Source organism: Agrococcus sp. GW821-FHT14H11 (assembly GCF_058803545.1).
Genome location: NZ_JBXAPA010000010.1, coordinates 1 through 19,007, shown reverse-complemented (window position 1 = coordinate 19,007; position 19,007 = coordinate 1). Strand labels below are relative to the sequence as shown.

Below are 19,007 nucleotides of genomic sequence, written 5' to 3'. Positions count from 1 at the left end.
AGATTCTGAACCGGAAACTTTGCACGGAACGGAGCTGCCATGCGGCGGATCGTCCTGACGCTCGCGCTCAGCGGCGCGCTCGCGCTCGGCGCGGGCGCGCTCACGCCCGTCCCCGCGACCGCGACGTCGCCCTCCGCGGGCGACGGCGGGCTCATGATCGTCGTCGACTCCTCGGGCTCGATGGCCGAGGCCACCACCGACGGCACCTCGCGCATGGACGCGGCGCAGTCGGCCCTCGGCGTCGTCATCGGCGAGCTGCCCGAAGCCAACCGCGTCGGGCTGCGCGTCTTCGGCGCGTCGGCGCTCGGCAGCGCGGACTCCTGCACCGACTCGCAGCAGCTCGTGCCCATCGGCGCCGACAACCGCGACGCGCTCCGCGCATCCGTCGACGCGCTCTCCCCCGCCGGCGAGACGCCGATCGGGCACGCGCTGCAGCAGGCCGACGCCGACCTCGGCGACACCGGCCAGCGCGCCATCCTGCTGGTCTCGGACGGCATCGCCAACTGCGATCCCGACCCCTGCGTCGTCGCGGCGGACCTGACCGCGAACGACATCGCGCTGCGCATCGACGTGATCGGCTTCGACGTCGACGACGCGGCGCGGGAGCAGCTGCAGTGCGTGGCCGACCGCGGCCGCGGCGACTACCTCGACGTGTCGGAGGCGTCGAGCCTCCAGCACGCGCTCGAGCGCCTCTCGACCCGGGCGTTCCGGCCGTTCGACGTCGTCGGCGAGCCGATCGACGGGACGGGCTCGGCGGACGGCGCGCCCGCCCTCGTGCCCGGCACGCAGTACGTCGACGAGCTCGGCGGCGACAGCCTCTCGCTGCACTACCTGATCCAGCGCGCTGAGCCGGGCTCGGTCCTCCACGTCGGGCTCGCCGGCCGCCTGCCGCACGAGGGCAGCCTCGAGGTCGACGCGACGCTCGCCACCCTCGCGGGCGAGTCGTGCGACACGACCGACATCATCGCGCTCGGCGACGACCGCTTCTCGGTCTTCTCCGGCCGGCTCTCTGCCGTCGAGGGCTCGCCGGAGCACCCGTGCGCGACCGCCGAGCAGCTGCTGCTGCGGCTCGAGGTGGTGATGCCGCCGGATGCGCCGGTGCCGTTCGAGGTGCGCATCGCCGAGCACGCGTGGCCGAGCAACGCGGCGCAGCTGCCGCCGCCGATCGACGCGGAGCGGGGCTGGGAGCTCGCGCTCCCCGCCGACGGCGCCGCGGGCGCGGTCGTGGGCGGCTCGAGCCTCAACGACGCACCGCTGCTCGAGCCCGGCTCCTACACGACCGAGATGCTGCCGAGCGAGTTCCAGTTCTTCCGCGTGCAGGCCGACTGGGACCAGTCGGTGCGCGTGCACGCGAGCCTCGATCCGTCGCTGCCCGCGCCTGCCAATGCGTGGGGCATCCTGCAGGTGCTCGACCCGGTGGGGGCGGATGTCGCGGCGCTGCTCGCGACCACGGCCGACGGCACGCGCTGGTCGCAGGCGATGCCCGAGGCGGGCGCCGCGGTCGCCGCGACCACCGCGCCGGTGCGCTTCGACGCGAACCCGGGCCTCGTGCGGCGCGCGGTGATGTCGGGCGAGCACATCGTCGCGGTCGGCTTCGGCGCGGACGCGGGCACCACACCGTCGCGCCTGCTGGTCACCATCGAGGTGGTCGGCGACACGCAGGCAGCGCCCGACTTCTCCGGCGCTCCGCCGAGCGGCGACGACGCGGTCGCCGCCGAGGGCGTCGAGCCCGGGCAGACGGCCGTGCCGTGGGCGCTCATCGGCGTGCTCATCGCGATCGGCGCCGTGCTCATCGCGATCATCGCGCTCGTCGTGTGGCTGTGGCAGCGGCGCTCCCGCCGCGCCTTCGACGTCTGAGCCCGCCGCGCGCCGGCGCGCGGCGCGGCTGCGCCTGCGGGCGCGGATGCGTCAGTGCAGCCAGGTGCGCCGGTGCAGCGCGCTCGGCCCGAGCTCGGCGATCGCGCTGAGGTGGGCCGCCGAGCCGTAGCCCTTGTTCGAGTGCCAGCCGTAGCCGGGGTGCACGCCGTCGGCCTCCACCATGCGCCCGTCGCGCTCGACCTTCGCGACGAGCGCGGCGCCCGAGACGGAGGCGCAGTCGCGGTCGGCCTTCGCGCGCAGGATCGTGCGCACCGGGGCGCGCAGCGCCGGCGCGAGCCAGTCGTGCGTGCCGTCGAGGAGGATCGCGGCGCGCGGCACGTCGATGCCGGCCTCGTGCAGCCCGACGAGCGCACGGCGGCCGGCGAGGCCGAGCGCCAGCTGGATGCCGAGCCGGTCGATCTCCTCGTTCGTCGCGTGGCCGACGGCGCTCACGCCCCACGAGCGCACGAGCGGCGCCGTCGCGGTGCGCCGCAGCACCGTCATCGTCTTCGAGTCGCGCAGGTGCTCGGGCGTCGGCCCGCAGTCGGCGCCGAGCGCGAGCGCGCCGACGCTGACGGGCCCGGCGAGCGCGCCGCGGCCGACCTCGTCCATCCCGATGACGAGGGACGCATCCGCCCACAGCTCCCGCTCGAGCTCGAGCGTCGGGACCGCAGGCATCAGCCCGGGACGACGAGCGGCAGCTCGCGGGCGACCGCCGCACCCTGCGGCTCGACGCCGACGAAGGACGAGTCGTAGCTGTCGAGCCACGTCCAGCGCTCGACGGGCCACGAGATGAGCACGGCGCGGCCGACGACCGAGGCGATGGGCACGAAGCCGCCGCCCGGGGCGTCCATGTGCGCGCGGGAGTCGCCCGAGTGGTTGCGGTTGTCGCCGAGCACCCACAGGTGGCCCTCGGGCACCGTCACGTCGAACGACATCGAGCTCGCGGGCTGGCCGGCGAGGTCGAGGTGGAGGTAGGGCTCGTCGATGGGCACGCCGTTGACCGTGAGCTGCCCGAACTCGTTGCAGCACTGCACGCGGTCGCCGGGCAGGCCGATGACGCGCTTGATGAGGTAGCCGTGGTCGTCCTCGGGCGCGAGGCCGACGAAGGTCAGGAACCAGTCGATCGCGCCGACGAGGCCCGTCTCCTCCTCCTGCTCCGGCTCGGGCAGCCAGCCGCCCGGATCCTCGAACACGACGACCTCGCCGCGGTCGATCGCGAAGACCGTCGGCGTCAGGAGGCTCACGATGATGCGGTCGTCGACCTGCAGGGTGTCGTTCATCGACTCGGACGGGATCCAGAACGGCCGGATCAGGAACGTCTTCACGAGGAACGAGATCAGCAGCGCGACCAGGAAGATGACGGCCAGGTCGCGCAGGAACAGCAGGAAGCCGCGCCCGGATCCGCCGTCGCCCCGGCCCGTCTCGCCGGTCTCGACCGTCTCCGTCATCCCCGCCCTTTCGCCCTCGGCAAGTCTAGGTGCGAGCGCGTGCCCGCCCCGCGCCGCGCGCGCCGCCGTCGATCACGATTCGGCCACGAGCACGACGAACGGGGCCGGCATGCCGCCGGCCCCGTTCGCGTCGATCAGGAGTGGTCGCGCTTCTCGCGGATCTTGGCGGCCTTGCCGCGCAGGCCGCGCAGGTAGTAGAGCTTCGCGCGGCGGACGTCACCGCGGCTGACGAGCTCGATCCGGTCGATGACCGGGGAGTGCACGGGGAAGGTGCGCTCGACGCCGACCTGGAACGACACCTTGCGGACCGTGAAGGTCTCGCGGACGCCGTGGCCCGAGCGGCCGATGACGACGCCCTGGAAGATCTGGACGCGCGAGCGCGAGCCCTCGATGATGTTGACGTGGACCTTGACGTTGTCGCCGGGGCGGAAGTCGGGGACGTCGGTGCGGAGGCTGGCTGCGTCGACCTTGTCGAGGATGTGCATGGCGGTATCGCTCTCTGCAGCCGCCACAGGTCGGCCGCGTTCTGGGTTCGGGGTGGGGTGCCGGTGTGCTCTCCCCTGTGGCAGAGGCCGCTCGAGAGCGGGAGCAGTGCATGGCACCAACGGGCCATTCTGCCACACGCGGATGCCCGGCGCGAACCCGAGCGCGGCGTCAGCGCCGGTCGTCGTCCTCGATGCGGATGACGCGGCCCGCCTGCGGGCCGTCGATGCGCTCGAAGGCGGCGTCCTCCTGGCGGGCGCGCTGCTCGATGACGGGCGCCTGCAGGTCGGCGACGACGCGCTCGACGCGGGCGCGCGTCTCGCGGCCGAGCTCGAGCACCTGGAGCCACGCGAGCACCGCGCCGCCGATGATGGTCGCCATCACGGCGATGGCGGTGAACGACTGGGATGCGGTGAGCCAGCCGTCGCCGAGCCACGCGGTGAGCGCGCTGCCGGTGCGGCCGCCGGCGGTGTCGACCACCGTGAGGCCCATGAGCGCGATGACGAGCAGCCAGGGGCCGATGAGGCGCACGTCGCGCCACGTGACGGCGCGCGGCCGGCGCACCTCCTTGCGCGCGACGGTGAGCCCCACGACGAGGCCGATGAGCAGCGCGAGGCCCGGGCCGAGGAAGGCCTGCAGCAGCAGCGCGTCGCCGAGCGGCGCACCGGCGAGCCCGCGGCCGAACATGATCCACGCGGGCAGCGCGATGATCGAGGCCACCATCGTCCAGAAGAAGGCGCGCAGCGGCCAGGGGCGGTCGGCACCGGTCGCTGCCGGGCGCCGGCTGCCGGGGGTGCTCGCGCTCGTGGCCATGCCCCCGAGGCTACCGATCGGCGGCAGGGCGCGCCCGGGTGTTCGCTGAGGGCTGGTCGCCCTCCCCCGCCGCGTCGGCGGGCAGCAGGTCGGGGCGCACGCGGCGCGTGCGCTCGAGCGCCTGCTCGTGGCGCCAGGCGGCGATCGCCGCGTGGTTGCCGCTGCGCAGCACCTCCGGCACCTCGAGCCCGCGCCAGGTCTGCGGCTTCGTGTACGACGGGTGCTCGAGCAGGCCCGCCTCGTGGCTCTCCTCGACGAGCGACTCCGGGTTGCCGACGACGCCCGGCACGAGACGGCCGATCGCCTCGATCATCGCCATCACCGCGACCTCGCCGCCGTTGAGCACGTAGTCGCCGAGGCTGACCTCGAGCACGCGGGCGCGGCCGGCGACGTGCTCGGCGACGCGCGCGTCGATGCCCTCGTAGCGGCCGCACGCGAAGACGATGCGCGGCTCGGCGGCGAGCTGCCGGGCGAGCGCCTGGGTGAAGGGCACGCCCGCGGGCGTCGGGAACACGACCAGCGCATCCGACTCCGCGCCGTCGTCCGACGGGCCGAGGAGCGCGTCGAAGGCCTCGCCCCACGGCTCGGGCCGCATGACCATGCCGGCGCCGCCGCCGTAGGGGGTGTCGTCGACGGTGCGGTGCCGGTCGTGGGTCCACTGCCGCAGGTCGTGGACGCCCAGCTCGAGCAGCCCGTCGCGGCGGGCCCGTCCGAGCAGCGAGACGTCGAGCACCCCGAAGAACTCCGGGAAGATCGTGACGATGTCGAGGCGCACGGCTCAGCCCCGCGCGGGCGGGTCGCCGGCGCCGTCGGCGGATGCCTCGGGCTCGGCGGGCACGTCGGCCACCATCGCGTCGGCGAGGGCCGCGTCGGCCGCGGCACCCGTCGCTGCGGCCGGCGCCTCGTCGTCGTCCGCCGCGGCGTCGTCGGACGTCGCCGGCGCGGTCGTCTCGTCGTCGGCGGCCTCGAGCTCCTCGAAGAGCCCGGGCGGCGGCGTGACGGTGATGCGGCCCGCGCGGAGGTCGACCTCGGGCACGATCGCCTTCACGAACGGCACCATGACCTCCTCGCCGCGGTGCTCGACGATCAGCATGTCCTGCGCGGGCAGCGGGTCGACGCGGATGACGCGGCCGATGCGCTCGCCGTCGCGCCAGACGTCGAGGCCGGCGAGCTGGTGCACGTACCAGGCGTCCGGCTCGGCGGGCAGCTCGGTGGCGTCCTGCTCGACCCACAGCACGGCCTTGATGAGCGACTCGGCCTCGGTGCGGTCGGTGACGCCGGCGAAGAACGCGACGGGGCTGCCGTTGTAGACGCGCAGCTCGAGCAGCTCGATCGACTTGCCGTGCCACTTCGACGACGTCGGCACCTGCAGCGCGAAGCGCGCGCCGGGCACGAAGCGGCGCTCGGGCTCGTCGGTGTAGAGCTCGACCTTGATCGCGCCCTTCAGCCCGTGGGCCCTGGCGAGCCGGCCGACGCGCAGCTGCGTGCGCGCGGGCACGGCGGGCCTAGCGATCGGTGTCCACCACGTCCACGCGGACGCGGCGTCCTCCGGGGAGCGCACCGATGACGGTGCGCAGGGCGCCGGCGGTGCGACCGCCGCGCCCGATGACGCGGCCGAGGTCCTCGGGGTGCACGCGCACCTCGAGGACCTCGCCGCGCTGCGAGTCGCGCGCGCCGACGCGCACCTCGTCCGGGCGATCGACGATCCCCTTCACGAGGTGCTCGAGAGCATCGCGCAGCATGCTCAGGACTCGGTCTTCTCGGCCTCGTCGGCGGCCGGGGCGGCCTCCTCGGCGTCGGTCGACTCGGTCGCGGCCGGGGCGGGCGCCTCGGCGGGCTTCTCGGCCTTGGGCTTCAGCACCGGCTTCTTGGCCTCGTCGGCGACGAACGCCTTCTTGCCCTCGGGCTGCTTGACCTGGTTCTCGGTCGAGCCCTCGCCCGAGAACTTGCCCCAGTCGCCGGTGAGCTTCAGCAGCGCCGCGACCTGCTCGGTCGGCTGCGCGCCGACGCCGAGCCAGTACTGCGCGCGCTCGCTGTCGATCTCGATGAGCGACGGGTGCTCGGTCGGGTGGTACTTGCCGATCTCCTCGATGACGCGGCCGTCGCGCTTGGTGCGCGAGTCCGCCACGACGACGCGGTAGTAGGGCGCGCGGATCTTGCCGAAGCGCTTCAGACGGATCTTGACTGCCACAGTTCTCCTGCTTTGTGTTCTCGTGGTTGCACCGCGGCCTGCGCACGTGGGTGATGCGCGACCCGCAAAGCTCGGTGAGCGGCGCGCGCCGGAGTAGAGGGTCGGGGCGCGTGCTCGACCCCCCATTCTGGCACACCCTGGCACGACCCGCGCGACATCCGGCCGCGCGGCCCTACCCTCGAGCCATGGAGTTCGCACCGTCCGCCCGCTCGACGCTCGGCGTCGAGTGGGAGCTGGCCGTCGTCGACCCGGCGACGGGCGAGATGGTGCCGCGGGCCGAGGAGCTGCTGCGGGCGATCGGCGACCGCCGCTTCGACCACGAGTTCCTCACGAGCATGATCGAGCTCATCACGGGCGTGCACGACACCACCGACGACGCGGTCGACGAGCTGCGGCGGATGCGCGACACGGCCGTCGAGGCGGCCGGACGGATCGGCGCGGCCCTCGTGGGCACCGGCACACACCCGACGAGCCAGTGGCGCGACCAGCGCCAGGGCGACGACCCGCGCTACCGGCGCGTGATCGAGAAGGCCGGCGACTGGGGCCGCCGCCTCGTCATCTTCGGCGTGCACAACCACGTCGGCGTCGAGCAGCGCGACAAGGTCGTGCCGCTGCTGCGCACGATGCTCGACCGGCTGCCGCTCATCCTCGCGCTCTCGGCCTCGAGCCCCTTCTGGCAGGGCGCCGACACGGGCTACGCCTCGCACCGCACGATGCTGTTCCAGCAGCTGCCGACGGGCGGGCTGCCGCCGATGCTCGAGGACTGGGCGGAGTACGAGCGCACCCTCGCCGACATGCTGCGCGCGGGCGTGATCGACGACCTCGCCGAGCTGCGCTGGGACGTGCGGCCGTCGCCGACGCTCGGCACGCTCGAGGTGCGCATCGCCGACGGCGCGCCGTCGATCGACGACCTCGCCGCGGTGACCGCGCTCACGCACTGCCTCGTCGAGGAGGCGTCGCGGGCGCTCGACGCCGGGCACGAGCCGGCCCACCTGCCCTCGTGGCTCGTGCGCGAGAACAAGCTGCGCTCGGCCCGCGACGGGCTCGACGCGACCGCGATCGTCGACGCCGACGGCACGCTGCAGCCGGTGCGCGACGCGCTCGGCGACGCGGTCGAGCGGCTCGCGCCGATCGCCGCCGACCTCGGCGCGACGCGCTCGCTCGCCGCGGTCACGCGCGTCGTCGAGCGCGGCGGCTCGGCCGCGCTGCAGCGCGCCGCCTTCGCGCGCGGCGGGCACCGCGCGGTGCTCGACGAGCTGCTCGAGCAGCTGCGGGCCTAGGCGTTCTTCCGGTCGCGCCACTCGAGGAAGGTCGGCACGCGGTCGAGGGCGTAGCCGTCGGGCGTGTCGTCGCCCGAGAGCGGGATCGTCAGCAGCCGCGTGCCCGCCGCGTGCAGCGCGTCGAGGCGCTCGAAGCCGACGCCCCCGACGCCGTCGCGCACGCTCGCGCCGTTCGACACCTCGATCTCGTCGACGTCGCGCCCGAGCGCGTCGCACTGCTCTCGCAGCACGTCGAGCTTGTGCGGCAGCTCGTCGGGGCCGACGAAGGAGTGCCAGATGTCGGCGTGCCGGGCGACGAGCGGCAGCGTCTTCCGCTCCCCCTTGCCGCCGATGAGGATGGGCATCGCGCCGACGGGCGGCGGGTTGAGCCGCTCCCAGCGGGCACGGATGCGCGGGAGCGCCGCCGCGAGGGCGTCGAGCCGCGACCCGACCGAGCCGAAGTCGTAGCCGTACTCCAGGTAGTCGCGCTCGAACCATCCGGAGCCGATGCCGAAGACGAACCGGCCGCCCGAGATGTGGTCGATCGTGCGCGCGACATCGGCGAGCAGATCGGGGTTGCGGTACGAGTTGCAGAAGACCAGCGGGCCGATCTGCACGCGCTCCGTCGCGACGGCCCACGCCGCGAGCTGCGCCGTCGCCTCGAAGTGCGCGCCGTCGGCGTCGCCCGAGAGCGGGAAGAAGTGGTCCCAGCCGAAGACGGCGTCGACGCCCATCTCCTCGAGCCGCCGCGCGGCGTCGATCGTGGCCTGCATGGTCGTGTGCTGCGGCGCGAGCTGCACGCCGATGCGAGTGGGTCGGTGGGTCATGACTCGACCCTAGGGCCACCGCCTCATAGCCTTGTCCGGTGACCGCCGACCTCGCCCCGATCGCCGAGCGCGCCGCCGCGCCCGACACCCTGCCGCCGCTCACCGCCGGAGGCCTCACGTGGCGCCCGGCGACCGTCGACGACGCACCGGCGCTCACCGCGCTGCTCGGCGCCGTCGGCGAGGCCGACCGCGAGCCGTACCGCGAGTCGCTCGACGAGGTGCGCGACGGCCTCGCCGCACCCTGGAAGCGGCTCGAGACCGACTCGATCCTGGGCTTCGACCCCGACGGCCGCCTCGTCGCATCCGGCTTCGCCGAGACCCGGCCCGGCGACGCGCGCACCGTGCGCGCCTTCGTCTTCGGCAACGTGCACCCCGAGCGCCGCGGCGAGGGCATCGGCGCGCAGCTGCAGGCATGGCTCGTCGCCCGCGCTCGGCAACTGCTCGCGGCCTCCGGCAAGGAGCTGCCGGCGCGCATCGCGACGTTCGCCGAGGACGACGCGCCCGAGTCGAAGCTGCGCCTGCACGAGGCCGGCGGCTTCGAGCCGCGCCGGTGGTTCGCCGACCTCAAGCGCCCGCTCGGCGCCGAGCACCCCATCCCGGAGGTCGAGCTCGCCGGCTCGCTGCGCCTCGTGCCGTGGAGCACCGAGCTCGACGAGCCCACCAGGCTCGCGCACAACGACGCGTTCCGCGACCACTGGGGCAGCGAGCCGACCACGCCCGAGCAGTGGACGAGCGGCCGCACCGAGTTCGCCCCGGGCTGGTCGTGGCTCGTCGTCGACGACGCGCCCGACACCGCGGCGCTCCTCGCCGACCCCTCGACCGACGACGACACCCGCGCGGCCCTCGAGGCGGGCGCGCCGCTCGTCGTCGGGTACCAGCTCGCGAGCCGCTACGAGGGCGACTTCGCGCTGCGCGGCTACCGCTTCGGCTACACCGACCTGCTCGGCGTGCGCCGCGCCTACCGCGGCCGCCGCGTCGCGCTCGCGCTGCTGTCGGCCGGGATGCGCTCGTTCGCGGCCGACGGCATGGAGGCGGCTGTGCTCGACGTCGACACCGCGAGCCCGACGGGCGCCGACGGGCTGTACGCGAGCCTCGGCTACGTGAAGGTCTCCGGCTCGCACATGGCGTCGATCGAGCTCTAGCCCATGTTGGGCAGCGACCCGAGCGCCTCCGCGATGGGCGTGCCCCCGCGGTTCGCGCGGAGCGTCAGCCCGCGCACGGCGGGGTGCGCGACGACCTCGGCGATCATCCGCGCGACGGTGGCGCGCGGGATCTCGCCCGGCTGCACCGACCCGGCCGGCGCATCGAGCTCGATGCCGGTCTCGTCGTCCATCGTCAGGGTCGACGGCGCGAGGATCACCCAGTCGGCGCCGGAGTCGCGGATGGCCTCGTCGACGATGGACTTCGCCTCGGCGTAGGCGAAGAACGGGTCGTCCCGGGCGATGCCGTGGTCGCGGCTCGCGCCGAAGTACGACACCATCACGAGCCGCGCGCCCGACCGCGTCACGGCATCCAGCACCCGCAGCGCCGCGTCCTGGTCGACGGCGCGCGTGCGCTCGGGCGAGCCGCCGCCGGCGCCGGCCGACCAGACGACGACGTCGAAGCCCTTCAGCAGCTCGTCGACGCCCGCCTGCTCGAGCCGCTCGAGGTCGCGCACGATCGGCTCGGCGCCGGACTCGGCGACCTCGGCCGCGTGGTCGGGGTTGCGGATGGCGCCGTGGACGGTGTGCCCGGCGTCGCTGAGCATGCGCTGGGCGAGGAGGGCGACCCTGCCGTGGGCGCCGAGGACGAGGATGCGTGCCATGCGCCCACCGTACGCGCCGCGGGCGCGCGCCGCCTGGGTCAGCGGTTGCCGAGCATGCGCTGCAGCGCCTCCTGGTCGGTGTCGGAGAGCTGGCCGAACGCGCCGTCGGGCTTCGGCGCGCCGAACGCGCTGCCCTGCGGCTGCGCGGCGGGCGCGTCGGTGCGCTTCGCGGGGTTGCCGGAGCGCTTCAGCTGCTTGCCCTGCGGCTTGCCGCCCTTCTTGGGCGGGCGCATGCCGGGCGGCATCGGTCCCATGCCGGGCATGTTCGGCACGCCGCCCTTCGCGACGGTCTTCATCATCTTGGCGGCCTGCTCGAAGCGCGCGATGAGCTGGTTGACGTCGGTGACGGTGACGCCCGCGCCGCGCGCGATGCGCAGCCGGCGCGAGCCGTTGAGGATCTTCGACTGCTTGCGCTCCTGCGGGGTCATCGACTGGATGATGGCCTCGGTGCGCACGAGCTCGCGCTCGTCGAACGAGTCGATCGCCTCGCGCATGCCCTTCGCGCCCGGGAGCATGCCGAGCATCTGCTTGAAGTTGCCGGCCCTGCGCAGCTGCTGCATCTGCTTGAGGAAGTCCTCGAGCGTGAAGCCGTCGGTGGCGATCGCCTCGGCGAGGCGGTGCGCCTCCTCCTCGTCGAACGCCTTCTGCGCCTGCTCGATGAGGGTGAGGATGTCGCCCAGGTCGAGGATGCGGCTCGCCATGCGGTCGGGGTGGAACGGCTCGAAGTCGTCGAGCGTCTCGCCCGTGGAGGCGAAGAGGATCGGCTTGCCGGTGAGGCCGCGGATCGAGAGCGCCGCGCCGCCTCGGGCGTCGCCGTCGAGCTTCGTGAGCACGACGCCGGTGAAGTCGACGCCCTCCTGGAAGGCCTTCGCGGTCGCGACCGCGTCCTGGCCGATCATCGCGTCGATGACGAACAGCACCTCGTCGGGCTGCACGGCCTTCCGGATGTCTGCGGCCTGGCGCATCATGTCGGCGTCGACGCCGAGGCGGCCGGCCGTGTCGACGATGACGATGTCGTGCTGGCGGCGACGCGCCTCGGCGACGCCGTCGCGCGCGACGCGCACGGGGTCGCCGACGCCGTTGCCGGGCTCCGGGGCGAAGACGGGCACGCCCGCCTGGCCGCCGACCACCTGCAGCTGCGTGACGGCGTTCGGGCGCTGGAGGTCGCTCGCGACGAGCAGCGGCGTGTGCCCCTGCCCCGCGAGGTGCTTGGCGAGCTTGCCCGCGAGGGTCGTCTTGCCCGCGCCCTGGAGGCCGGCGAGCATGATCACGGTCGGCGGCGTCTTCGCCAGCTCGAGCCGACGGCTCTCGCCGCCGAGGATCGTGACGAGCTCGTCGTTGACGATCTTGACGACCTGCTGCGCGGGGTTGAGCGCCTCCGACACCTCCGCGCCGAGCGCGCGCTCGCGCACCGCGGCGGTGAAGGACTTGACGACCTCGAGCGCCACGTCGGCGTCGAGCAGGGCGCGACGGATCTCGCGCACCGTCCCGTCGACGTCCGCGGCGGAGAGCTTGCCCTTCGTGCGGAGCTTGGCGAGGGTCTCGGTGAGGCGGGTGGAGAGGGAACCGAACGCAGCCATGGTGGGCCCGAGTCTACCGCCGCGCCGCGCCGACCTCGGGCGCGGCCGCCTGGCATGCTGGATGCGTCACCACGAGGAGGACGGGATGCGCCTGAGAGGCATGCCGCCGACGCACGCGAGGTCGCTGTGGCGCAGCGTGCGGCGCCACGGCTTCACGATCACCGCGCTGGCTCGGCACGCCGCGCGGGTGCACGGCGACCGGCTGGGGCTGGTGGTCGACGGCTGGAGCGCCACGTTCGGCGAGCTCTGGCGGGCCGCCGAGGGCGCAGCCGCCGTGCTGTACCTCGATCCGCTCGAGCGCCGCCCGCGGCCCGTCGTGGTCGCCGTCGCGGGACCGGCGATGCCCGTCGCGCTCCTCGGTGCGGCTCGGCTCGGCCTCGACGTCATGCCGATCAGCCCCGGCTCCCTCGAGGAGCTGCGCCCGGCGATCCCCCGCGACGCACTGCTCGTGCACGACGGCGACGCGCCCGAGTGGCACCGGGGGCCGACGGTCACGGGCGCGCAGATCCTCGAGTGGTCGGCGGCCGACGGCTCGGGGCTCGGGCGCACGCGCCGCCGCGCGCGCATCGCGCTGCCGTCGCGGTCGCTCGCGGGCACCGTGACGACGCACGTGCAGGGGGCGATGGGCGTGCAGGGCCTGCGCCAGCTCGCCGGCATCCACGACAGGCTGGGCGTCGAGGGCACCGACGTGATGCTCGCGTGCGCTCCCCTCCACCGCGGCAAGGGGCTGCAGCTGCTCGGCATGGCGCTGCTCACCGGCGCGACGCTCGTGAGCGCCGCGCACACGCCGCCGGCCGACCGCATCCGCATCATCCGCGACCGCTTCGTCTCGGTCGTCTCGGCGTCGCCCGGGCAGCTCACGGGCATCCTCGACGAGCTCGAGCGCACCGGCGAGGCGCCGCCCCGGCTGCGGCGCATCCTGGTCGCCGGGCAGGACCTCGACGCCGACCTCGTGCGCCGCCTGCACGCCGTGTGGGGGCCGATCGTGCTCACCGCCTACGGATCGGTGCAGACCGGCACGGTCGCGCTCGCGACGCCGGAGGTGCTCTCGTCGCACCCGGGCACCGCGGGCCGGCGCCTCCCGGGCAGCGACTTCGGCATCGTCGGGCACGCGGGCCGCGGCGACGCGACCGGGCTGCTGTGGGTGCGGGGCGCGCACGCGACCGTCATCACGGAGGACCAGGCGCGCATCGAGGACGGCATGCTGACGATCGTCGGGCCGCTCACGCGGCCGGACACGGCGGACTGAAGGCTCAACCGACCAGCTGCTCGACGAACACGTGCGGCGTGAAGCCTGTCAGGTCGTCGATGCCCTCGCCCTGCCCGATGAGCTTGATGGGGATGCCGGTGCGCTCCTGCACGGCGAGGATGAAGCCGCCCTTGGCCGAGCCGTCGAGCTTCGTGATCACGAGGCCCGTGATGCCGGCGTGCTCGATGAAGGCCTGCGCCTGGCTGACGCCGTTCTGGCCCGTGGTCGCGTCGAGCACGAGCAGCACCTCCGAGATGGGCGACTGCTTCTCGATGACGCGCTTGATCTTGCCGAGCTCATCCATGAGCCCGCCCTTGGTGTGCAGGCGGCCCGCCGTGTCGACGATGCACATCGCGTGACCGTGCGCCTTCGCGGCCTCGACCGTCTGGAAGGCGACGGATGCCGGGTCCTGGCCCTCCCGCTCGGGGCGTACGATCGCGCTGCCGGCGCGCTGCGCCCACGTGGCGAGCTGCTCGACCGCGGCGGCGCGGAAGGTGTCCGCGGCGCCGACGACGACCGACTGGCCGTTGCGGACGAGGAAGCGGGCGAGCTTGCCGATCGTGGTGGTCTTGCCGACGCCGTTGACGCCCACGACGAGGATGACGGCCGGGCGCTCCTGCAGCGACAGCGTCGGGTCGTACGCCGCGAACCGCTCCTCGAGCCGCTCCCGCAGCATGCGCCGGAGGTCCTGCGGGTCGTCGACCATGAGGCGCTCGACGTCGGCGCGGAGCGCGGCGACGAGCTGCTCGGTGATGTCGGGGCCGAAGTCGGCGGTGATGAGGGCCGTCTCGAGGTCGTCCCAGGTCTCCTCCGTGATGGTCTCGCGCTGGAACATGCCCCGCAGGGCGCCGGAGAGAGACCACTTCGCTGCCATGGCTCCATGCTAGGCGGCGGGCCGGGTAGACTCGTCCCCTGGCGAAGGGGAGTATCCCGTCACGCCGCGATCGTCATCACGGAGCCCTCGGGCTCCCGGTCGCGGAGGCGCAGCAGCTTGCGCGGGAGAGACGTTCGCGTCCGTTCGCGCACCCCACCCGAGAGGCGTTCCGCTTGACTCCGTACCAGATCTTCGAGATCGCCTCCATGGCGATCCTCGTCGCCATCCTCATCTTCGACCTGCTGATCGTCGTGAAGCGGCCGCACGTGCCCTCCATGAAGGAGGCGACGACCTGGGTCGGCGTCTACGTCGGCCTCGCGCTCGTGTTCGCCGGCGTGCTGTGGGTGATGGGCGACGGCGTCAAGGCCGGCGAGTTCGTCACCGGCTGGCTGCTCGAGTACTCGCTCTCGATCGACAACCTCTTCGTCTTCATCATCATCCTGAGCCGCTTCACGGTGCCGAAGGAGATGCAGCAGCGCGTGCTCATGATCGGCATCATGATCGCGATCGTGCTGCGCGGCATCTTCATCCTCGTCGGCGTGCAGATCATCGAGTCGTTCTCGTGGGTGTTCTACATCTTCGGCGCCTACCTGGTCTACGTCGCCTGGAAGCAGGCCTTCGGCGACGAGGACGAGTCGGGCGAGAAGGACAACCTCATCGTGCGGCTGCTGAAGCGCCGCGTGAACTTCACCGACCAGTGGAACGGCGGCAAGACGTCGATGCAGATCGACGGCGTGAAGTACTTCACCCCGTTCCTGATGGTGATCATCGCGCTCGGCACGACCGACCTGCTGTTCGCGATCGACTCGATCCCGGCGATCTTCTCGGTGACGACCGACCCGTTCCTGGTCTTCGCCTGCAACATCTTCGCCCTCATGGGCCTGCGCCAGCTCTACTTCCTGCTCGGCGGCCTGCTCGACCGCCTGGTGTACCTGCACTACGGCATCGCCGCGATCCTCGCCTTCATCGGCGTGAAGCTCGTCTTCCACGCCATGGAGGTCAACGAGCTCCCGTTCCTCAACAACGGCGAGCCGATCGAGTGGGTGCCCCACATCGAGACCTGGCACTCGCTCATCGTCATCCTCGCGTCGATGGTCATCGCGACCGTCGCATCGCTCGTGCGGATGCGCGTGGCGGCGAAGGAGACCGGCGACGCGTCGCTGCACCTCGGCCTCTCCGAGGCGGAGCTCGGCGCCGACGGGCACTACCACATCGTCGACGCCACCGGCACGACGTTCTACCGCCCGCTGCGCGTCGAGTCGACGCACACCGGCGGCCTCAAGGTCGTCGACGCGAAGGGCAAGGAGGCGCCCGCCGCCGACTTCCACGAGGACGTGCTCCGCGAGGCGGCGCACGAGGACATGGAGCCGGAGGCCATCGACGAGGTGCGCCGGCGCCTCGCGGAGGGCCACATCCTCGGCGAGCGCGAGCTCGACGAGCGCGACGACCGCAACGTCTGACCCGACCGTGACCGGAGCGCCCGGCATCCTCGCGTGGCTCGCGCCGCGCGCGGTGCCGGGCGTCGAGGCCGTGGCGACCGACGGCTACCGGCGCGCGCTCCCCGGCCCGCGGGTGGCGCGCGCCGAGGTCGTCGACGGAGTCGCGCGCACCGACGATCCCGACCTCGCGCGCGTGTTCGACCTGGGCGCCGACGGCACCGGCGGGGCGGATGCGCGACGGGAGGCCGACGAGCGGCTCGCGTGGGCCGCGGCGCGGCACGGCGTCCCGGCGCTGACGGCCGCGATCGCGGCCGCCCCCGCGCTGGCGCAGCCCGGCTGCGCGGACGCGCACGAGATGCTCGTGCGCGCGATCGTCGGCCAGCAGATCACCGTCGCGGCGGCGACGCTGCAGCTGGGGCTGCTCGCGGCGCTCGGCGACCCGCTGCCGCCGGCACTCGCCGAGGAGGGGGTCGACCGCTGCTTCCCGACGATAGCGCAGGTGGCGGCGGGGGCCGACGTGCTGCGCGGCCCGGCCGCGAAGACGGCCGCCGTGCGACGGGCCGCGGAGGCGGTCGCGAGCGGCGCGATCGACGTCTCCCCCGCATCCGACCTCGATGCCATGCGGCGGCAGCTGCTGGGGCTCAAGGGCATCGGCCCGTGGACGGTCGGGTACCTGTCGCTGCGACTGGGCGACCCGGATGTGCTGCTGCTCGGCGACGTCGCGGTGCGGAAGGGCGCGGGGAGGCTCGGGGTCGCCGACCTGCCCGCGCTCGCGGCCGACTGCGCCGGCCACCGGTCGGCGCTCATGCTGCGCTGCTGGGCCGCCGCCGCCAGACCTTCGACCGCAGGTTGAACCCACTTCCACGGGGCCCCTTGCGCCGCGCCTCGGCCGGGCGCATGATGAACCCACCTTCTTCGGAAGGGGATCCTCTTCGGAGGATCGGAGGCCCCGAGCACTCATACTGCTCGGGGCCTCCGCCTGTTCGGGGACGCCCCACCAGCCCCCGGAAGCACGAAGCCCGGCCACCTCATACGTGGCCGGGTTCCTGTGCCTCCATTCGAGCAGGCGCATGCGACTGCGCGGTGGAGCGCGGTCGGCGTGTCGGTGACGGGCGGGTGAACGCGCGGTGAATCGGGCCGGGGTCAGGCGCGCCGCGTGGCCGTGACGGTGAACTTCGGGTCGCGGTGCACCTGCCGCGTCGGGCCGATGCGGTCGAGCTGCTGCCGGTAGCCGAGGTGGCTGTTCCAGACGCACCACAGCTCGCCTCCCGGCGCGAGGGCGCGGCCGGCGTCGGCGATGAGGCGCTCGGCCGCGCCTGTGTGCACCGCGGCGCCGATGTGGAACGGCGGGTTGAGCAGGATGAGCGGCGCCGAGGCGTCGGGCACGCCCTCGAGCCCGTCGGCGCGGTGCGCGCCGACGCGGTCGGCGACGCCGTTCGCCTCGGCGGTCGCGCGCGTCGAGGCGATCGCCGCCTCGGAGGCGTCGAGCGCGAGCACCCGCACGTGCGGGCGGCGCAGGGCGAGCGCGACGCCGAGCACCCCCGTGCCGCACGCGAGGTCGATCGCGTGGGGCGCATCCGGCATCGCGTCGAGGTGCGCGAGCAGCGCGCGGGCCCCGATGTCGATGCCGGTGCCCGCGAACGCCGCGCCGTGCGCGACCACGGCGAGCGGCAGTCCGTCGAGGTCGTGCCGCCTGGTGCGGGGCCACGAGATACCGGGGCGGGTGGGGTCCTCGGCGTGCAGCACGCGCGACTTGCGGCGGCCGAGCGACGCGTGCACGCTGCGGAAGCTGCGGCCCAGCAGCGCGTTCATGCCCATCGTCATGTGCTTGACGCGGCCGCCGGCGACGACGCGCACCCGCTCGTCGGCGTGGGTGGCGACGAGCTCGGCGATCTCGTCGAGCGCGTCGAGCGAGCGCGGCAGCTGCAGGAGCACGAGCCGGGCGCCCTCGACGAGGGATGCGTCGAGGCCGTGGTGCGCGAAGCCGGCGATGCCGAGCTCGGCCGCGTTGGCGTCGAGCGCGCGCTCGCCCACGATCGAGTCCTGGTGCACGCGCACGCGCTCGGCGCCCGCCTGCAGCGCGCCGAGCGTGAGGGCCCCGTGGCGGTCGCCGATCACGACGACGTCCGCGGGCAGCCGGCCGCCGCGCATCGCCTCGTCGAGGATGAGGGCGTCGGATGCGTCGTGGGCCTGCAGCGTCGGATCCTCCACGTCGGGCCTGCGGCGCAGGCGGGCGAAGAGGGCGTCGCGGTCGGTCACGTCGTCGATCCTCCCAGGTCGCGGACGCGCGAATCGCGCCGAACGTTGGGATGTGGTTCGGGCACCGCAGACCTACCGTGATGCCATGAGAAGCATCGTGCTGGCCGGCTGCGTCGCCGCCGCTGTCGTCTTCGCCGTCGCGGGCTGCGCGGCGAACCCCGGGGCGAGCCCCGGCACCGAGCCCACCGCATCCGACTCCCCCACCGCGCCCGCGCCGCCGGTCGTGACGGGCGAGGAGGCGCAGGCCCGCCTCGCCGACCTGCCCATGCCGAGCGCCGTCGAGCCGCTGATCGCGATCGGCACCGTGCTCGAGGGCGCCGACGGCACGCCGATGCTGTGCCTCGGCGCGGTCGCGGAGTCGGCACCGCCCCAGTGCGCCGGGCCGGCGCTCGCCGGCTGGGACTGGGCGGCGGTCGAGCACCAGGAGACGTCGGGCGTGCGATGGGTGCAGGGCGTCGCGATGCAGGCGACCTACGACGCGGAGTCGCAGACGGTCACGCAGGTCGGCGAGCTGCTCGACCTCGCCGCGATCACGCTGCCGGCGATCGAGCACCCGACCGGCGACCTCGACGAGGCGACGATCGCCGCCGTGCAGGAGGACCTCATGACGCTCGACCGGCCGGATGTGCTGGGGCACTTCGGGCTGGACGGCATCGTGGTGCTGCAGGTGCTCTACGACGACGGCTCGATGCAGGCGGCCGTCGACGACATCTACGGCGAGGGCGTCGTCTCCCTGGAGTCGGCCCTCCGCTGACCCCGCTCCCGCTGGTCGACCCCCGCGTCCCGCTGGTCGAGCCGCCGGCTCACCCCACCTCCGCTGGTCGAGCCGCCGGCCGCAGGCCGGCGAGTCGACGCTTCTATGGTCGTCTGTCAAGCCATGGTGGCGTTGAGCTGGCGGAAGATGGATCGGGCGATGTAGCG

At 73.9% G+C, this 19,007-nt stretch carries 19 protein-coding genes and 1 pseudogene; 7 read left to right on the top strand and 13 right to left on the bottom strand.

Features of this window, described 5'->3' with window-relative positions:
• Nucleotides 1-39 precede the first annotated feature (39 nt).
• Nucleotides 40-1,857, top strand: coding sequence for a VWA domain-containing protein (locus AC1RNL_RS11620; protein WP_492935321.1), 1,818 nt, complete (start codon nt 40-42; stop codon nt 1,855-1,857).
• A gap of 51 nt (nt 1,858-1,908) precedes the next feature.
• Here AC1RNL_RS11620 and rnhB read toward each other — a convergent pair whose 3' ends face one another.
• From rnhB to rpsP, 8 genes are all read right to left on the bottom strand, one after another.
• Nucleotides 1,909-2,535, bottom strand: coding sequence for a ribonuclease HII (gene rnhB / locus AC1RNL_RS11615; RefSeq protein ID WP_492935320.1), 627 nt, complete (start codon nt 2,533-2,535; stop codon nt 1,909-1,911).
• A complete protein-coding gene (gene lepB / locus AC1RNL_RS11610) occupies nt 2,535-3,308 on the bottom strand; it encodes a signal peptidase I (protein ID WP_146356877.1) in 774 nt (257 codons plus the stop codon). The genes rnhB and lepB overlap by 1 nt, the downstream gene beginning before the upstream one ends.
• A gap of 134 nt (nt 3,309-3,442) precedes the next feature.
• A complete protein-coding gene (gene rplS, locus AC1RNL_RS11605; RefSeq protein ID WP_128188717.1) occupies nt 3,443-3,793 on the bottom strand; it encodes a 50S ribosomal protein L19 in 351 nt (116 codons plus the stop codon).
• Between the two features lie 169 nt (nt 3,794-3,962).
• Entirely contained in the window at nt 3,963-4,604 is a 642-nt protein-coding gene (locus AC1RNL_RS11600; RefSeq protein ID WP_310124600.1) for a hypothetical protein, read from the bottom strand.
• Between the two features lie 10 nt (nt 4,605-4,614).
• Nucleotides 4,615-5,379: a tRNA (guanosine(37)-N1)-methyltransferase TrmD gene (gene trmD / locus AC1RNL_RS11595; RefSeq protein WP_492935319.1), complete on the bottom strand. Its 765-nt coding sequence runs from the start codon at nt 5,377-5,379 to the stop codon at nt 4,615-4,617.
• Nucleotides 5,380-5,382: 3 nt separating this feature from the next.
• Nucleotides 5,383-6,102: a ribosome maturation factor RimM gene (rimM, locus tag AC1RNL_RS11590; RefSeq protein ID WP_492935318.1), complete on the bottom strand. Its 720-nt coding sequence runs from the start codon at nt 6,100-6,102 to the stop codon at nt 5,383-5,385.
• A gap of 7 nt (nt 6,103-6,109) precedes the next feature.
• Complete coding sequence (locus AC1RNL_RS11585; RefSeq protein WP_128188720.1) at nt 6,110-6,346, bottom strand: RNA-binding protein; 237 nt, start codon at nt 6,344-6,346, stop codon at nt 6,110-6,112.
• Nucleotides 6,347-6,348: 2 nt separating this feature from the next.
• Nucleotides 6,349-6,795: a 30S ribosomal protein S16 gene (rpsP, locus tag AC1RNL_RS11580; protein WP_128188721.1), complete on the bottom strand. Its 447-nt coding sequence runs from the start codon at nt 6,793-6,795 to the stop codon at nt 6,349-6,351.
• Between the two features lie 185 nt (nt 6,796-6,980).
• On the opposite strand from rpsP, the gene AC1RNL_RS11575 reads away from it, so the two are divergent.
• The gene (locus AC1RNL_RS11575) at nt 6,981-8,075 is read left to right on the top strand and encodes a glutamate--cysteine ligase 2 (RefSeq protein WP_164877046.1); all 1,095 of its coding nucleotides are present in this window, start codon (nt 6,981-6,983) and stop codon (nt 8,073-8,075) included.
• Here the strand turns inward: AC1RNL_RS11575 and AC1RNL_RS11570 are convergent.
• A complete protein-coding gene (locus AC1RNL_RS11570) occupies nt 8,072-8,881 on the bottom strand; it encodes an LLM class F420-dependent oxidoreductase (RefSeq protein ID WP_492935317.1) in 810 nt (269 codons plus the stop codon). The two genes, AC1RNL_RS11575 and AC1RNL_RS11570, sit on opposite strands and share 4 nt — an antisense overlap.
• Before the next feature lie 38 nt (nt 8,882-8,919).
• Between AC1RNL_RS11570 and AC1RNL_RS11565 the strand changes: the two genes are divergently transcribed.
• Nucleotides 8,920-10,023, top strand: a complete 1,104-nt coding sequence (locus AC1RNL_RS11565) for a GNAT family N-acetyltransferase (protein ID WP_492935316.1) — start codon at nt 8,920-8,922, stop codon at nt 10,021-10,023.
• Here the strand turns inward: AC1RNL_RS11565 and AC1RNL_RS11560 are convergent.
• Both AC1RNL_RS11560 and ffh read right to left on the bottom strand, forming a co-directional pair.
• Entirely contained in the window at nt 10,020-10,685 is a 666-nt protein-coding gene (locus AC1RNL_RS11560; protein ID WP_128188725.1) for an NAD(P)H-binding protein, read from the bottom strand. The genes AC1RNL_RS11565 and AC1RNL_RS11560 overlap by 4 nt on opposite strands.
• Nucleotides 10,686-10,723: 38 nt before the next feature.
• Complete coding sequence (gene ffh, locus AC1RNL_RS11555; RefSeq protein WP_492935315.1) at nt 10,724-12,265, bottom strand: signal recognition particle protein; 1,542 nt, start codon at nt 12,263-12,265, stop codon at nt 10,724-10,726.
• 85 nt (nt 12,266-12,350) lie between these two features.
• Here ffh and AC1RNL_RS11550 point away from each other — a divergent pair, with 85 nt between their 5' ends.
• The gene (locus tag AC1RNL_RS11550; protein ID WP_164877047.1) at nt 12,351-13,514 is read left to right on the top strand and encodes an AMP-binding protein; all 1,164 of its coding nucleotides are present in this window, start codon (nt 12,351-12,353) and stop codon (nt 13,512-13,514) included.
• Between the two features lie 4 nt (nt 13,515-13,518).
• Here the strand turns inward: AC1RNL_RS11550 and ftsY are convergent, their stop codons facing one another.
• On the bottom strand, nt 13,519-14,388 hold the full coding sequence (gene ftsY, locus AC1RNL_RS11545; protein ID WP_128188728.1) for a signal recognition particle-docking protein FtsY: 870 nt from the start codon (nt 14,386-14,388) through the stop codon (nt 13,519-13,521).
• A 206-nt stretch (nt 14,389-14,594) separates the two neighbouring features.
• Between ftsY and AC1RNL_RS11540 the strand changes: the two are divergent.
• Together AC1RNL_RS11540 and AC1RNL_RS11535 are read left to right on the top strand one after the other, a co-directional pair.
• Nucleotides 14,595-15,518 (top strand): annotated as a pseudogene (locus AC1RNL_RS11540) (TerC family protein); the annotation flags it as partial.
• A gap of 337 nt (nt 15,519-15,855) precedes the next feature.
• Complete coding sequence (locus AC1RNL_RS11535; RefSeq protein ID WP_492935314.1) at nt 15,856-16,680, top strand: DNA glycosylase family protein; 825 nt, start codon at nt 15,856-15,858, stop codon at nt 16,678-16,680.
• 290 nt (nt 16,681-16,970) lie between these two features.
• On the opposite strand, the gene AC1RNL_RS11530 is transcribed toward AC1RNL_RS11535, so the two are convergent.
• The gene (locus tag AC1RNL_RS11530; protein ID WP_492935313.1) at nt 16,971-18,086 is read right to left on the bottom strand and encodes a class I SAM-dependent methyltransferase; all 1,116 of its coding nucleotides are present in this window, start codon (nt 18,084-18,086) and stop codon (nt 16,971-16,973) included.
• Nucleotides 18,087-18,171: 85 nt separating this feature from the next.
• On the opposite strand from AC1RNL_RS11530, the gene AC1RNL_RS11525 reads away from it, so the two are divergent.
• Nucleotides 18,172-18,840, top strand: a complete 669-nt coding sequence (locus AC1RNL_RS11525; RefSeq protein ID WP_128190733.1) for a hypothetical protein — start codon at nt 18,172-18,174, stop codon at nt 18,838-18,840.
• Nucleotides 18,841-19,007 lie beyond the last annotated feature (167 nt).